This window comes from Microbulbifer maximicatervae (SeqCode) (genome assembly GCF_052468155.1).
In genome coordinates this window covers 1,353,510-1,369,329 of sequence record NZ_CP174335.1, presented here as the reverse complement: position 1 = coordinate 1,369,329, position 15,820 = coordinate 1,353,510, and the positions used below count along the sequence as shown (strand labels likewise).

Annotated in this window: 11 protein-coding genes and 1 tRNA gene; 3 read left to right on the top strand and 9 right to left on the bottom strand. The window is 44.8% G+C overall.

Annotated features, from left to right (window positions below; all coding sequences use genetic code 11):
* Positions 1–6 precede the first annotated feature (6 nt).
* From ACJJIY_RS05865 to ACJJIY_RS05855, 3 genes are all read right to left on the bottom strand, one after another.
* Positions 7–1,167 carry a slipin family protein gene (locus ACJJIY_RS05865; protein WP_445359265.1) on the bottom strand — a complete coding sequence of 387 codons (1,161 nt, stop codon included), beginning with the start codon at positions 1,165–1,167 and terminating at the stop codon, positions 7–9.
* Positions 1,168–1,537: 370 nt separating this feature from the next.
* Positions 1,538–1,609: transfer RNA gene (locus tag ACJJIY_RS05860), tRNA-Ser, on the bottom strand.
* Between the two features lie 189 nt (positions 1,610–1,798).
* Complete coding sequence (locus ACJJIY_RS05855) at positions 1,799–3,028, bottom strand: RtcB family protein (RefSeq protein ID WP_445359264.1); 1,230 nt, start codon at positions 3,026–3,028, stop codon at positions 1,799–1,801.
* A 219-nt stretch (positions 3,029–3,247) separates the two neighbouring features.
* On the opposite strand from ACJJIY_RS05855, the gene rtcR reads away from it, so the two are divergent.
* The 3 genes from rtcR (at position 3,248) to ACJJIY_RS05840 (ending at position 7,267) form a co-directional block, all read left to right on the top strand.
* Entirely contained in the window at positions 3,248–4,846 is a 1,599-nt protein-coding gene (rtcR, locus tag ACJJIY_RS05850; RefSeq protein ID WP_445359263.1) for an RNA repair transcriptional activator RtcR, read from the top strand.
* Positions 4,847–4,906: 60 nt separating this feature from the next.
* Complete coding sequence (locus tag ACJJIY_RS05845) at positions 4,907–6,397, top strand: C13 family peptidase (RefSeq protein ID WP_445359262.1); 1,491 nt, start codon at positions 4,907–4,909, stop codon at positions 6,395–6,397.
* Between the two features lie 87 nt (positions 6,398–6,484).
* On the top strand, positions 6,485–7,267 hold the full coding sequence (locus tag ACJJIY_RS05840; RefSeq protein WP_444918730.1) for a TSUP family transporter: 783 nt from the start codon (positions 6,485–6,487) through the stop codon (positions 7,265–7,267).
* An 84-nt stretch (positions 7,268–7,351) separates the two neighbouring features.
* Here the strand turns inward: ACJJIY_RS05840 and ACJJIY_RS05835 are convergent, their stop codons facing one another.
* The 6 genes from ACJJIY_RS05835 to ACJJIY_RS05810 all read right to left on the bottom strand — a co-directional run bounded on the left by ACJJIY_RS05835 (position 7,352) and on the right by ACJJIY_RS05810 (position 15,214).
* A complete protein-coding gene (locus ACJJIY_RS05835) occupies positions 7,352–8,578 on the bottom strand; it encodes a glycosyltransferase family 2 protein (RefSeq protein WP_445359261.1) in 1,227 nt (408 codons plus the stop codon).
* Positions 8,575–9,558, bottom strand: coding sequence for a glycosyltransferase family 2 protein (locus ACJJIY_RS05830; protein WP_445359260.1), 984 nt, complete (start codon positions 9,556–9,558; stop codon positions 8,575–8,577). Before ACJJIY_RS05830 ends, ACJJIY_RS05835 begins: the two co-directional genes overlap by 4 nt.
* A 268-nt stretch (positions 9,559–9,826) precedes the next feature.
* Positions 9,827–10,870 (bottom strand): DUF5700 domain-containing putative Zn-dependent protease, encoded by a 1,044-nt coding sequence (locus tag ACJJIY_RS05825; RefSeq protein WP_445359259.1) that lies wholly within the window; start codon positions 10,868–10,870, stop codon positions 9,827–9,829.
* Positions 10,871–11,121: 251 nt separating this feature from the next.
* Positions 11,122–12,906, bottom strand: coding sequence for a DUF885 domain-containing protein (locus ACJJIY_RS05820; protein ID WP_445359258.1), 1,785 nt, complete (start codon positions 12,904–12,906; stop codon positions 11,122–11,124).
* Between the two features lie 205 nt (positions 12,907–13,111).
* The gene (locus ACJJIY_RS05815) at positions 13,112–13,849 is read right to left on the bottom strand and encodes a YopT-type cysteine protease domain-containing protein (RefSeq protein ID WP_413663975.1); all 738 of its coding nucleotides are present in this window, start codon (positions 13,847–13,849) and stop codon (positions 13,112–13,114) included.
* 627 nt (positions 13,850–14,476) lie between these two features.
* Positions 14,477–15,214 carry a YopT-type cysteine protease domain-containing protein gene (locus ACJJIY_RS05810; protein ID WP_445359257.1) on the bottom strand — a complete coding sequence of 246 codons (738 nt, stop codon included), beginning with the start codon at positions 15,212–15,214 and terminating at the stop codon, positions 14,477–14,479.
* Positions 15,215–15,820 lie beyond the last annotated feature (606 nt).

Below are 15,820 nucleotides of genomic sequence, written 5' to 3'. Positions count from 1 at the left end.
GCGCCTTTAAGCCGTAGGGCGTAACTTCACCAACTCATTCATCACCCCATCGAGACCGCCATATACGGAAATTTTATCGATGCGGGTACTGACCCGTTCCAAAGCTTCCAGTTCTTTCAAGCGCAACAGTACCGGGTTGTTATCCATCAGCTTGGCGGTATTGTGCAGAGATCTCATTGCTTGGGTTTCTTCTCTGCGCTTAATCAGATTTGCCTCAGATTCCTTCTGTGCTTCTACAACCTGATTAAGGATCATTTTCATATCGCCGGGCAAAATAATATCCTTGACTCCGACACTAGTAAGCTCGATACCATATTTCACCAGCTTGTCACGGATGCCAGTCGCAATCACAATATTCAGCCTGTCCTTATCGGCCAGAAGGCTATCCAGGGTTTGGGTACCCACGGCCTCGCGCAAATGCAGCTGCAATTCGCGATAAATAAAACCTGTACTATCGCTGAGCTTTAGCGCTACTTTTTTTGCATCGGCAATTTTGTAAGCGCCAGTCAAGTTGACACGCAGGCTGACCCTATCCTTGGTCAGAATTTCCTGGCCGCTAACTTCGATGGTTTTCAACCGCAAGTCCAGTACCTTAACCTCGATAGAGCGGTTGTATTTCCAGTAGCCATAACAGCCGGGCTGTAACACCTTTTCCAACTTACCGTTGACCATTAACAGGCCCACGTGCTCATCGGGAATCTCGTTGTAGCTTACCGCCTGAAGGGCGGTGCGCATTTGTCCAGCACGTACACCTCGCCCCAGTAAGCCCAGGACTTTTTTATCGATGGCGTATTCCTCAGAGATATCCACGATTTCCACTCGCACGGATTCACCGCCCTTCCACACAGCGCGAAAAGTACCCGGTGGCAAAATATCGACCAAGTGATTATCCCGGTAAAACAATCCCACCTGATGGTCTGACAATTCATAGGATTGCAGGTATTCACCAAGGATCTCACCATAGGTGTTTAACAAAAATTTGGCTTTGATTTCACCGAATACCACATCGGTAATATCGTAAGTTTCTGCCCGTACATCACCGGACAATAGGGATATACGATGGCTGCCAGGTGGCAGCACCCCTTCAAAACGGTTGCGGCGAAATAGCAACACTCGCTCGCTATCCGCAACATCCACGTTCTTCCATATTTTGAACAGAGATATCATGGTTCTTATCTTTTATTCCATTTCCATTCTGCGTTACCCCATGGGGCCGCAAAGGTGGGGCCCGTCCAGCGACTGGTGGTAAACCGTTTGTGCCGCGCAGGACCCAGCGGCAGAGGAATTGCAACCTTCTCCACCAGGCTCACCCTGAGCCTTCAGCCAAATTCCCTGGCCAAGAGAAACAGTCACAAATCTTGCCGTTGGATCGCACAAGGCAAACCCACGATTAACGACACAGTTGCCTGAGCACCTCCGCGATAAACCGCTAAATCCTATTTACCGCATCGGGAGGTTGTCGGACCCCGGATAGATTTTTAACAGGGAGTCGAACCCCAGGCTCTCGCCTCTTTTCCAGATCGTTTTGAGAACGATGGGACTTTGGCAGGAATCGAACCTGCTACCAATCGATAAGTTATCGACTGCTCTACCAAATGAGCTACAAAGTAAATGTTTGAACTTCTATCCCGTGGGTACACCTGCCGCCATAGGCGGTGGTGCCGGGCCGGGATTCAGAACCGGCTCCGCTGACGGGCTAAAGACCTCAAACTCGGTTGCGGCAACCCGGCGAATTCGCCCGGCGGCCTGCATACTTTAGCAATTGCCTTAGTTCGGCCGATCCCTGGCCTAAAATGCGTCAGCCTTTGACGCAAACCACTTGCTTGAGGGTGTAGACGATTTCCACCAGGTCTTTCTGTGCTGCCATAACCTTTTCAATAGGTTTGTAGGCCGATGGGGTTTCATCGATCACACCCTCGTCTTTTCGACACTCCACATCGGCGGTGGCCGCACGGTGCTCCTCCAAGGAGACCAGCTTTTTGGCCTTGGTGCGGGACATCACTCGCCCAGCCCCATGGCTACAGCTACAGAAGCTTTCTTCATTACCCAGCCCCCGCACAATAAATGACTTGGCGCCCATACTACCGGGAATAATGCCCATTTCGCCGGTACGCGCTCTTACAGCGCCTTTCCGGGTCACCAACACATCTTTGCCGTAATGATGCTCGCGGGAAACGTAATTGTGGTGACAATTCACCGCTTCCATCCGTGCCTCAAAATCCATCCCCAGGGCCTGCTTCACCGCGCTAATGGTTCGCACCATCATTACTTCGCGATTGATACGGGCAAACTCCTGCGCCCACTCCACCGCCTGCACATAGTCATCAAAGTGCTCTGTACCTTCCGGGAAATAGGCCAGGTCACTGTCCGGTAAGTGGATATGCCAGCGCTCCATATCCCGCTTGGCTTTCTCAATAAAGTAAGTACCTATTCGATTTCCCACTCCCCGAGAGCCACTATGCAACATCAACCACACGCTACCCTGTTCATCCAGGCACATCTCGATAAAGTGATTGCCTGTGCCAAGCGTTCCCAAGTGATTGATATTATTAGTGTTTTTTAATACCGGATGCCTCTCTTTGAGCAGTTCAAACTCGGCGGCTAGAGGCGCCCAACCGGCAAGTGCATCGTCCGGTGGATTCTCCCAGGCCCCCTTGTCCCGCCCTCTCCCCCGGTGCCGGCCAGTACGGCCGTGGGGCACGGCACGTTCGATGGCGCTGCGCACTCCAACCAGGTTGTCCGGCAGTTGCCCCGCCGTCAGGCTGGTGCGAACCGCCATCATGCCGCAACCAATATCCACCCCTACGGCAGCGGGAATTACTGCCCCCAGAGTTGGGACCACACTGCCAATAGTGGCGCCTTTGCCCAGATGTACATCAGGCATCGCCGCGACCCATTTATGGACGAATGGCATCTGCGAGATATTTTTGAGCTGCGCTTTGGCTTCATCTTCAAAAGGCACACCCAGGGTCCAGGACTTAATCGGTACCCCACCTGCCTGCATTACTTCATATGGCATTGGTTTCATCTTCCACTCCTTTTGAAACCGCGCTTGGTATTCATGTGTTTCATTTAATTATTGATATAGCGAATTGGGTGCCAACTTTTGTAGAAAGCTGAAAAATACTTGTAACTTATTGTTTTTTAACGATTTATTTTTTATCTCAGGGTTTTTTAGTAGATTTCTTGAGATAGGGGATTCATAAATATCTATCTTTTTTGATAGTTAAATCATATTTTAGATAGCATGAAGACAATCGCTATCAGTATTCTCGGTACCAATAAGGACCGGCGCGGCAAAGGCGACAAGCGCTGGGACAAGTGGCGCCCAAACATTTCCATGTGTCAGCACGATGACCTATTGATCGATAGGCTGGAGCTCCTTTTCGACAACCACTCAAAAAACCTGGCTGACCAGGCCACAGAAGATATTGCGCGGGTGTCTCCAGAGACCGAAGTGGTCCACCACCGGGTGAACTTCAATGACCCCTGGGATTTCGAGAGCGTGTATAGCAATCTGCTGGATTTCGCCCGCGCCTATAGCTTCAAGCCGGATGACGAGCAGTACCTGGTGCATATCACCACCGGTACCCATGTAGCTCAGATCTGCTTGTACCTGTTAACAGAAGCGGGGTATTTCCCCGGACGTCTACTGCAAACTTCGCCGGCGCGAAAGAACAGTAGCTTACCGGGCGAATACCAAATCATCGATTTGGACCTGTCCAAATACGACCAGATTGCCTCGCGCTTCCAGAGGGAACACCAGGAGGGCACCACCTATCTGAAGGGGGGAATCGAGACCAACAATCTCGCTTTTAACCAGATGATCGAGCAGCTGGAGCAGGTATCGATTCGCTCCGACGCCCCCATACTAATTACCGGTCCCACTGGGGCAGGTAAATCCCAGCTGGCCCAGCGTGTCTATGAATTGCGCAAGCAGCGGGGCAAGCTGGAGGGTGGCCTGGTAGCCGTTAACTGCGCCACCCTGCGCGGCGAAAATGCCATGTCCGCCCTGTTCGGCCATCGTAAAGGCGCCTATACCGGTGCCACCACCCACCGACCAGGCTTGCTAATGGAAGCAGATAAGGGCCTGCTGTTTCTCGATGAAATCGGTGAGTTGGGATTGGACGAGCAGGCCATGTTATTGCGTGCGATTGAGCACAAACGCTTTATGCCTTTCGGCTCTGATAAGGAAGTTAGCAGTCACTTCCAGCTGATCGCCGGTACCAACCGGGATCTGGTACAGCTCTGCCAAGAAGGTAAATTTCGCGCGGACCTGCTCGCCCGTATCGATCTGTGGACCTACCGACTGCCCTCTCTACGAGAGCGTATTGAAGACCTGGAACCCAATATAGATTTTGAGCTGGAGGCTTTCTCCAGGAAATCCGGGCATCTTGTCAGCTTTAATAGAGCAGCACGGGAAAAGTACCTGAGTTTTGGGCGCTCCCGTGAGGCCAGCTGGTCTGCGAACTTTCGCGACCTTAACGCCAGTATCCTGCGTATGGGTACCCTCGCCGATGGTGGGCGGATCACGACTCAGGTAGTAGAAGAGGAAATCCATAGGTTGCGGATTAAATGGCAAAATCCAGTAACAGATTCATCACTATCCCTTGCCCGTATCGAAGCACTGTTGGGTCGTGACCGCACCGAACAGATGGATTACTACGAGCAAATCAAACTAGCTGGGCTAATTCAGGTTTGTGCAGAGTCCAATTCGATGGCAGAGGCCGGACGCAAACTATTTCAAGTAAGCCGCACCTCAAAAAAATCCAACAACGACTCACACCGGGTACGCCAACTTTTAGATAAATACGGTCTTAAATTCGACCAGTTGAATAAAACATAGAGGCCCTCTGGCATCTTTTTTTGTTAGTCTGATTCCAAAAGCCGGACGCTGGATCATGGAATGAGATACACCTATTTAACGCCTTTTATTTTCTTACTCAGCGCCTGTGAGCCAACCCAGTTCGCAGGTGGTACCGCCTTGCCAGATGGCTCTGTTTACAAAGGCGAGATGCTTAACGGTCTGTTTCATGGGCAGGGTCAGCTCGAATGGCCCAATGGCAGCCATTATCGTGGCGACTTTCGAAAAGGTCGCATGACAGGTGAAGGTGAGTTAACTGGAAGTGATGGCTGTAGCTATGAAGGGGAGTTCCTAAACGGAGAATTCCATGGCAAAGGCCGCTATAACTGTGATGAAACCGAATGGGCGGGAGAATTCCATGAAGGGGAGCTGCAAAGCGGTACTTTAAATTGGGATGAAGATGGGAGCTATCATGGTGAATTTTTAGATTTTGATCCCCACGGCGAAGGCAAACTCACTGCGGAAGATGGCAGCCTTTATCAGGGCGCCTTTGAATACGGATACTTAATACAGGGCAGCTACTCAGATAGCGATGGCTATCGCTATACAGGCAGCTTCGAGTACGGCTCCTATTCCGGCGAAGGTGAACTCACCCAGCCTGATGGCACGATTATCCGTGCCACTTTTCGCTATGGAGAAGCAGAAGGAGAAGGCGTACGAATAAGTACGGATGCTGAAGGAAACACTGTCGAGGAGTCTGCCTATTTCTCCGGTGGTACCTATTACCCCAGCGAAGACGCCTGGCGCGCACAGACAGATATTCCCGGTGCCCAAGCAGAAGCCAGGCTCTACAGCGAGAGTGAGCGCTTACAAAGTGCCATAGCCGCCCTCCCCTCACAGCGGCCCGGCGTACGCGATATTTACACCCTACTAATAGGTGGTGACGGTACCTCTCCAGTATTTGCCAGGGAGCTGGACTGGGTGGCAGAACGCCTCGATGAAGCCTTTAGCATTGACCAACGTATGCTGCGCCTCAGTAACGGCGGCGGATACGGTTTTCCCCTGGCTACCCGCACCAGTATCCAAGAAAGCCTCAATGCTATTGATCAGTTAATGGACTCCAAAGAAGATTTACTTTTTATACACCTGGTCAGCCATGGTGCTCGAAATGGAGATTTCAAAATTGCCGAGGGGGAAATTCCCCTAAATGATTTCTCACTGAAAGATGGGCAACGATTGCTGGACAATATTAACGCCCAGTACCAATGGATCGTTGTCTCAGCCTGCTTTTCCGGTCAATGGGTAGAAGCCCTACATAGTCCCAATCGGATCATATTTACTTCGGCCGCTGCAGATCGCAGCTCCTTTGGGTGTAGCGATGATTCCGAGCGCACCTGGTTTAGTTCCGCGCTTTACGGTGAAGCCCTCAATCAGGGAGTGAATAATCCTGAGGCATGGTTTGAAGCCGCCAAGTTAAAAGTAACCGAGATGGAACAGGAACAGGGGATTAAAAGAAGCCGCCACTCCCTGCCCCAATATTCAGTGGGAGAGAATTTCCTAATGTGGTGGCATGGAAAAAAATCGATTTATTAATTTTGGAATTCCGGTACAAACCGACTAAAAATTATTTTTGGTACTAATCACTATCTATCATAATACCAAGCGAAAGGAGATACCTTCTTGGAGTTCGCTAGCCTCTCTGTAGAGTTATTGTTTATATTGTTTTTCGTCGCCGTTATTGCGGGCCTACTTGATACACTAGCAGGTGGGGGCGGCCTGATAACTGTACCGGCCCTTATTCTTAGTGGCGTCCCGCCACTAGCTGCCTTGGGCACCAATAAATTACAAGGCAGTATTGGTACTGCAACTGCTACCTACATGATGCTTAAAAACAACAAGATCAGTTGGGATGGAATTAAAAATCTAATGCTATTTGCCTTTATTGGCGCAGCCATGGGCACAATAGCAGTACAGTTCATCAATACTGATGTTTTGTCATTTATTATCCCTGCTGTTCTTTTATTTATCGCTATTTATTTTATAGTTTCTCCATCCTTTACTCATAGTAGTACTAAACCCAAGGTCTCAAGAAAGAAATACCAATATGGCGTAATCCCATTTATTGGTTACTATGATGGTATGTTTGGCCCCGGAACTGGATCATTTTTTGCCTTATCAGGCGTTGCCTGTAGGGGACAGGATTTACTAACCTCCACGGCCAATGCAAAACCTCTCAATTTTTCCACTAATATCGCATCTTTAATCGTATTCTTATTTGCCGGTCAAGTTTTATGGGCTGCGGGAATCTTAATGATGATTGGACAAGTTATAGGTGCCTGGCTGGGATCTCATTTTCTATTTAAAATTAATCCTGGTTATTTACGGGGAATGGTAGTTCTTATGTGTGGTGGAATGTTAATAAAATATATCCACTCTATGGGATGGATAGATTATATCTTCTGAAAGGTATGGAGGTGGCTGGAACTCAGAAAAATCAGATTAAATATTAAGACTTTGGATTGTTTTATGGAGTATCTAAAAAGATCTTTAATGAACTTCTTTTTTAAGCTCCATCAACTCCTTCTTGATCTCGGTGATTTGATTCGATAGCTTGCTCTCAAAATCTTCATTGATTATCGACATATACTGCTCAAACCGGCTCTGTTTTATTAGATATTCTAATCTCTCTAGTAATTCATCATTGGAAACTCTTCTCTTGGCTCTTTTCCTGGTAAATTTTATCAGTGACTTTACCCAGTCAGGCAGTCGATAATAAGTATTTTGAAACCCTCTGCTTATGGAGTATCTAATACCATTATGTCGTATATAGCTAGATAGCTTTGATGGTAGTAACCTATAAAATAGATTTAAATATTTATCCAACTTATTGCAGTCGGAATACCACTCTCTCACCAAACTCTGCTTATCTCTGTCTAACTTCAGAGCGCCTAAAGCTTCATTAAATTCTCTTTCTGTATATTTCTCTATTAATTTTGACTTAATTAATAGAGAAATTACTTTTTTATCACCATAAAGCGGTCGTAATTCTATCAAATGCAGCAACCAACACCCAAGAAGATCATTCTTATAATCCGTATCACTAGAATTTTTTGCTAAGTAGTCAAATACAAAATGGTATTGATTTAACAATCGCTGAACCATTAGATCACTTTCCTTTTCATCCATATTGACTAAACTATACGACCCAATTTCTGGCAAAACCAATATTGATTTAGCCTTGACGGTTGTTATCCAATGTAGAGAGTGACCATTAACGCAGGAACCCAAAATAAATTCGGATATTTTATTTCCACAAACAAAGTCCCTGCGATAAAACCTCCTGACATTTATAGAATTTATTTTTAAAACAAACCTGAATTTATCATCAATTGATTCTGAAAATTTTTGTAAGGGTTTATTATGGCTAAAAAATACTATATCCGGATTATCTCTATTGACTATATCCTGTAATTTAGGGATCAAGGTAGGGTACCAACAATCTCCCTCATCGATAAATCCAACATACTCGCCAAAAGTATTTTTTATCCCAAATTCAAAAATTAGCTGGTCATCAATCTGTGAAGTACTCGGGATATGAATACTTCGAATTCTGGGTATTGAACCTGTAAATTTATTAATTCGATTGCGCTCATCATTTTCGCAAAAATGAAGAACAAGAATCTCTATGTCCTTGTATTGCTGTCGAATAATACTCTGCAGACAGGTATTGAGATAGACACCGCTAGACTTTGAAATAACGACAATCGAAATCATGCGCATACCACTGAAGTTCGGTAATCTAATACTGAATTAGCAGTATCTGGATCTTTATCAAAGAGTATTCTCAAATCCGCATTACTCAATGATAGAAAAGATCTTGTAAACTGAGATTGAAAGCTCCCCCTATACTCTTCGTCAAGATTACGCCAGCACCAGTTAAACAATGCTAACTTGCTTTTGACATACAAGTGGTAAAACCTATCTCTAAGATTAATATCCTTATTAAAGAAGTCTTCAATCTCATCAAAAACCTGTAATACAGATATACGCCGTGCATCTGATATATTTGACAACCTATTTCCTGTGGAGTCGACATTATGAATACAGAAAGGGGATTCAAATAATGCAATATCTTTAGCATTTGTGAGCAAATTCCAATGTGCTAATACATCATTATGTACAGGCGTTTGTGAAAATCTAAGGGAAACTCTTTTCGCATAACTGGTTTTAATCAATCTATTCCAAGGAAAGGGTGTTAAACATAGAATGCTATCAAGATCAAAAGCGGAGAAAGTCCTGTTACCAAAGGCTCTAAGCGCTCTGTAGAAAATGGAATTGTCATCACCTGCCATACCAAGATTAATAGTGCTTCCTGGAAATCTACACTGATAGGCCATCAACAAAATATCACTATTAACTTTTGTAGCAATTGAAACAGCTCGATCCAACATATTTGGCAGGATTAAATCATCGGCATCAAAAAATAAAGTCAGTGGCTCAGCTATTTGATCGAGAGCACTATTCCTACAATAGCCTGCCCCATTGTTACCATCGTTTAAAATAATTTTATATGGAATTCTATTTTTCTGAAGAAAATCAGCGGCCAACCCAACCGTGGTATCTGAGGAATTATCGTCAGATAAATAAATTTTTACATCAGTCGAATTATTATGAACAATAGAGTTCAACGTATTAACAATATTATTGTTTTCATTATATGTTGGTATCACCACCCCAACTTTACTGTTAGGCATACAAATTCTCTTTATAATTCTCTCAATTATCCCAAAGCAGCAGAGTTAAATGTAAATTCAATAAGTAAATTAATTTGAATATAATCAAGTCTGATAAAGGCTGTACCACTTAAAGTAGACAGCTATACACCTTTTTTCAAACTTATTGATCGATGATTTGCTTAAGCTAGATGATTTCGGGAAGGCTAAGGTATACAGCAAAAGAATTAGACGCCTACTCAAGGCGCCTAGATTTACCAGAACCAATTCTTAGAGTTTTGATTAGGTGCTATATGGCAAGAATAATGTCTTCAATCGGCTTATCAAATTTTATTAAATCTTTATTTTTCTCATCCTTATAAAGCTTGATATAAGCTTTAAACATAGCTGAAGGTGATTCCTGCAAAAGTGAAATCAGATAATCCCTACCCTTTAACTCTTCGATTCTATTGCCGATATAGAAACCTACAAAATACAACGGACTATCCCATACTGCAGAAAAACCCAAATGATAGATTTTGTCGAAGTCTAAACTTGAATCACGGCATGCACGAAAAAGCATTGCTTCAAATAATACAAAGTTACTATCTATTCGTTGTAAATTTCTTTTAAATTTTTTCTTAAACCATTCTGTGTACTCTTTTCCCTCTGTAACACTTAATGGAGAACCCACAATAGAGGCTATCCCCTCCAGACGGGTTTGATTTAAGATTTTCTCACAATTAGAATCTGGATTTTCTCCCTTTCCATAAAAATTGGACTGAGCAACATGATATAACTCATGCGTTGAAAGTGTCAGTAAACCTTCATAATCTCCTTTAAAATACTGCAGCGCAATATAAAAGTTATCATCTTTGGCCCAACCGTCAGAAGTTCCCCCGACTACCATAAAAATATTGGTATCAAAGAAAATATCTTTAGGAGAATAATCACCAATTCCCCTCTTTACACTATTTAAGTATTGCTGAGGATTGCTCTTTATTATCTTGAGTATATCTTCAACTTCGGACAACCGTTCATTTAATTGTTGAAACCTAAATGGATCATTTTTAACTGGATTACCTTCAACAACATCGATCAAACTAGACCGAAATGACTCTGCATTGGCTGTATTGTCAAATCTTGAGGTTTGATGGATCGTTGCTTGTATACCCTGCAAACTCATCAGCTTATCTAATTGATCATCAGATACTTTGTCTCCAGATAAAATATCAACCAATCTATCAGCACTCTCAAAATCAATTGTTATTTTATCTGTTACTTTCGCTGAGGAAAAAGCCGTAAGGCTTATCAATGACAAGCCTAAAAAAATCACCCACTTAAAGATATTCATCTTACCTCTCGCAAAAATGTAAAAGAAAAGAATAATCAGGTATTTAATCTAAAAAGAATGCTTATTGTGTGATTATTAGACCTTTATTACCTACACAACCTCCACTCCGAATATGAGACAAAAACAATGCATTTTATGCCAACAAAGCGACTTGTGTTTTCAGCTGTCTAAAAGAAAGTTTTGCTTACGACAGAGGATATCTTAAAAAGATTAAATCCCACCCACAGGTTGTGAATGGGATTCAGGTAGACTTAGGCAGACTTCTGCTCTTCAATAAACCGCTGCATCTGCTCTTCCAGCATCGAAAGAGGCAAAGCTCCATTACTTAGCAGTGCATCGTGAAACGATCGCAAATCAAACTTATCGCCAAGCTCTTTTTCCGCAAGAGCTCGCAGCTGTCGAATTTTAATTTCCCCCATCTTGTAAGATAGCGCCTGCCCCGGCCAGGATATATAGCGATCTACTTCTGCACGTACATTAGCCGGAGAGAGGGATGTATTATTGGAAAGAAAGTTTAATGCTTGCTGTCGTGACCACCCCTGAGAATGAATTCCAGTATCAATCACAAGGCGTGCGGCACGCCACATTTCATAGCTGAGTCGCCCAAAGTGTTCGTAGGGAGTGGTGTACAGTCCCATCTCTTTACCCAGTCGTTCAGAATAAAGGGCCCAACCTTCTCCATAAGCGCTCAAGTAAAGGTTGCGACGAAAGTCCGGTACATTCTCAAGCTCTTGCGAGAGAGCATTTTGTAAATGATGCCCCGGTACTGCTTCATGCAAGGTAAGAGCAGGTAGCTCATACAAGGGACGCTGGTCCAGCCCGTGAGTATTCAACCAGTAGGCACCACCGCGAGTACCGCCAATGGCGGCTGGATTATAGGAGGCCGTAGTGTAGTTAGGAGCTATTTCACTGGGAACTGGTACCACGCCATAGGGAGTACGCGGCAATAAATTAAAGAACTCCGGCAATACATAGTCAATCCGCTTGGATATATAGGCCGTTTCCTTGAGCAGCTGTTCCGGCGTTTTAGCGTAAAACTGTGGGTCTGTGCGCAGGAATTGGGTGAATTCTGTAAAGCTGCCCTTAAAGCCTGACTCCTTGATCAGAGCTTTCATTTCCGCGCGGATTCTCTTCACTTCGGCAAGGCCCGTGCGATGAATCTCCGCAGGGTCCAGATCCAGGGTCACGTAGTAGCGAATGTTGTGGCGATAGTAGTCGCTACCACCAGGCATCTGTTCAGCACCCAAAGTCTTTGTGGCCGCCTTTAGGTAGTCGCCCTCAAGGAAATCCGCTACCCGTCCAAATGCGGGAATAGCTACTTGCTTAATCACAGCTAAACCCTGCTCTCGCAGACGCTTCTGCTCATCGGGCGCGATGGTTTGCGGCATCTCAGCAAAAGGCTTATACAAGCTGCTTTTACTGGGATCTTTATATACTTGAGCGCGTACCGTTGGCGCTATACCTTCTACAACGATTTTGGGCAACACAAAGCCAGAGCGAATACCTTCGCGCATATTGGCAATGTTCTCATCGAAGTAGCGACCAAATTCACCGATACGGGCAATATAGTCCTCGTAATCGGCGATATCCCTCATCGCCAAACCACTATTTGCCTCAAGCGCACTTGCGTAAAAACTTGAGAAGGTGTTTAGGGGAATTCGGTCGAGAAACAGTTCCTCTTCCTCAACTGAGCTGGCAAGAACCCAAGAGAGAAGCTCACTATTGACGCGGTCTGAAGCACTTAACTTACTTTGATCGATAGCCTCAAGGCGCCGGATAAAGGCCTGCTCAGCCTTTATCCGACGTTGACGATCCTCTGCAGTCACCCCGGGCAATTCTCGATTGTAATCGGAAACGCCAACTCGCCCTGCAGTAATCGGGTCTTCCCTCAGCGTGTATTGCCAGTGATCCTTAAGAACACTTTGAAGTTCTTCTGTAGCAGTTGCTGCCCAGGCTGAGGGCATCAATAGGCTAGTGGCAATAAGCGGTCCTGTTAGGGACTTGAGGTAGTAAGTAAGTGATTTCTTGAATTTCACCCTTGGCTCCGTAGTGCTGTTGGTATCTAAAAAGAACAACAGAGCTTGCTCTTTTAGTTACCCTACAGAGTAGGCGTGGCAAGCTTGTACCAGCACTATACACGAAGGATGGATAATAGTGACTCAGCGGAATAAACATACCGCCACAAGTGAGGTGGAGGAGTATAATTTCCTCCACCAAGTGGTCAAACAGTTGGCTGGTAACTTAGGTGGCATGCGCATAACAGCGCACGTCATAGCTCCCACTCAGACCAATGGCATACATAGATGTATTCCAGAAAGAGTTTACAAACCAGTTGCGGAATGCGTTCTTGGTTGGGAACCAGAATTCTCCAAAATTTGGGTCGAAAAACAACACATCTTCCGCAACCCAAGCTGCCATGGCGTGGGCACCCACCTTACCTGAAATACCGATTTTCTTGTAAGAGCCGGCGCTTCTCGTCGGCTCCCTAATAATTTCATCAGCAAGCGCTGCAGAGTTGCGCATAGTAGTTTGTCCACGATCTAACCGAGGGCCTGTGACCACGTGAATTTGGCGCTGACCATTTGGCCCAGCGATACCCACACCGCCATTATTCTGAAGAGGCAGAATATTGTGAGATTGCAGCCACGTCTCTGAGACCTGATCCTGGTTTGGTGCATTTCCACCAATCTGGTGCAAGGTCATCACATGGAAAAGATGCTGCTCACTCAATGTATTATTGGGGAAGAGCCAATTCCAAAGGCTTCCATCCTCTGCGTGAAATTTGATCCAGTGGGCACTCAGGGATTCACAGACTCCGCCAGCAGTATCCTGGTGTATGGTGATCTGTGCCTTCACCGGATCCAAACATTGACTGAAATTATATTGAAGTGTGCCACCGTGCTGGGCCACAGATCTCTGAACAGGACCAACCCTTGTCCCGGTAAGTGCAAGTACTGTTTTATCAAACCAAATCGGCATGTCCATCTCCCCTGTATTCACAATGTAGAAACACTTATTCAGCGATTAGTTAACTACTTCTGAGAAGTGCTTTCCGGTATATGCATTAGATTGAAACAGAAAAATTACAGGGCAGATAGGTGTCCATTTTTTTTTAAAATCGACTCTGGCACTCTTTTCTCAGGCCAAAGATAGCAGTTCGAAATAGATTGAGGCGCAAGTATTTATTTGACTCTGGCACTATTTTTTATGGGTAAGAATATCACGGCTATTTACGATTAATTCCATGCTAGAACAGACCCAACTACACTTGCCAGTCAGATTACACAGGTCCTTTAATTCGACTCTGGTACTATTTTTGGTGCAAAAAAATTGACCTATGACATGGAAACTATCTAAATGGAAATATTTTTTTGTAGTTGGCGACAATTGATTTTATCTTTCCAGAGATAGAGCTTATTACCTCCAGATAATTACGACTTGAAAATGAGTCAATGATAAGAAGTGAAATAGGCAGAAGTGATAATCACTAAAAAAGGCAGCCGGGTAAACCCGGCTGCCGAGCGCCCATGGGGGAAGGGCTAAGAGGAAGAAATTGGTAGTGGATTGCTACTACTAATAGAACCAACAAAAACAGCTACTGCCAATTTATGTGCGGCGAGCGTAAGAGCGAACTTCATAGCCACCGCTTAGCCCTACTGAATACATAGAGTTATGCCAAAATGATTGGGTAAACCAATTAAAGAAGGAATTTCTGGATTCGAACCAGAATTCACCAAAGTTCGGGTCAAAGAAAGTAATGTCCTGCGCAACCCAGGCAGCCATTGCATGACCAGCGAAAGTGCCATCAAGGCCTATCTTCTTATAGCAACCAGCACCGCCAGTTTGATCCAAAATAATCTCCCTTGCCAAAGCATTGGGAGAGAAAACGCCACTCTGGCCTTGCGCTCTACGAGGATTGTGAATGCCTCGAATAGTATTTCCTCCCCGGCCATTCGGGAAAGCGCCACCAAATACATTTTGGCTGGTGGGGAAGATGTTTTGTGTGCTCAGCCAGGCTTCTGTAGTTCTGTCTTGGTTGTCCTGAGTGCCCGCTTGTTGCAGGGTCATTACATGAAATAAGTGTTGTTCATCCAGTGCGCCCGCCGGCATTAACCAATCCCACAAGCTTCCCCCATCAGAGTGATGCTTGATCCAAAAGGCGGAAAGCGCTTCACAAACACCACCGGAAGTATCTTCATGAATAGTTATTTGTGCTTTTACCGGATCCTTACATTGGCTGAAGTTGTATGTCAGTTGACCCCGATGATTGGCTACAGATTGTTGTACGGGGTTTACGCGTGTTCCAGTTATAGCGAGAACGGTTTTATCGACCCAAATAGGCATATTCGATCCCTCATTTATTGAGATAAAAACGCTGCACAAATCCTTTTTCTAAAAGCTGAAAATTTGTAGCGCCTGTGAATTGGGCGGGCATTGAACCAGAAAAGTTCCAGGGCCAACAGAGTATAAAAGCGCTTTTTAAATCGACTCTGGCACTATTTTTTTATCTAGCGTTAATCTTGCCTGAATCCTACTTTGTTGAAATCTATTAGCCAAAAATAATCTGGCAACAGACAATATTTAGTCGTTTCTAACTGCGAAGAAAAAATAGAGATAAGAAGATATTTTTACTTATAAATATTTATCATTCTTAATCTCAAATAGGGCGCATAGCAATTTATAGAAAGTACACTTTTACAAAACTCATCAGTTTAAAAATGTGGCTTGTAACAACAAAAAGTTGTTAAAGCAGATGGGCAAGTACAAAAGCTATGAAATAAGTTGCATATATAAACTTAGCAATAACATCTGTGCCGGTCTCTTTGCCAACACACTTTTAGCCATTCAAGGCAGCACTACTAAGTTGGTTGTGAAAAATTTAGGGAGGAATAATTCAACAGCAGAGTGGTAAGTAAAATGCCTCGACCAAATTCTGCCCCTAGGTCGTTA

Bases quoted from the DNA above. Each gene is read 5' to 3' on its own strand.
- ACJJIY_RS05865 (WP_445359265.1), bottom strand. From the start codon at position 1,167: ATGATATCTCTGTTCAAAATATGGAAGAACGTGGATGTTGCGGATAGC.
- ACJJIY_RS05855 (WP_445359264.1), bottom strand. From the start codon at position 3,028: ATGAAACCAATGCCATATGAAGTAATGCAGGCAGGTGGGGTACCGATT.
- rtcR (WP_445359263.1), top strand. From the start codon at position 3,248: ATGAAGACAATCGCTATCAGTATTCTCGGTACCAATAAGGACCGGCGC.
- ACJJIY_RS05845 (WP_445359262.1), top strand. From the start codon at position 4,907: ATGAGATACACCTATTTAACGCCTTTTATTTTCTTACTCAGCGCCTGT.
- ACJJIY_RS05835 (WP_445359261.1), bottom strand. From the start codon at position 8,578: ATGATTTCGATTGTCGTTATTTCAAAGTCTAGCGGTGTCTATCTCAAT.
- ACJJIY_RS05830 (WP_445359260.1), bottom strand. From the start codon at position 9,558: ATGCCTAACAGTAAAGTTGGGGTGGTGATACCAACATATAATGAAAAC.
- ACJJIY_RS05825 (WP_445359259.1), bottom strand. From the start codon at position 10,870: ATGAATATCTTTAAGTGGGTGATTTTTTTAGGCTTGTCATTGATAAGC.
- ACJJIY_RS05815 (WP_413663975.1), bottom strand. From the start codon at position 13,849: ATGCCGATTTGGTTTGATAAAACAGTACTTGCACTTACCGGGACAAGG.
- ACJJIY_RS05810 (WP_445359257.1), bottom strand. From the start codon at position 15,214: ATGCCTATTTGGGTCGATAAAACCGTTCTCGCTATAACTGGAACACGC.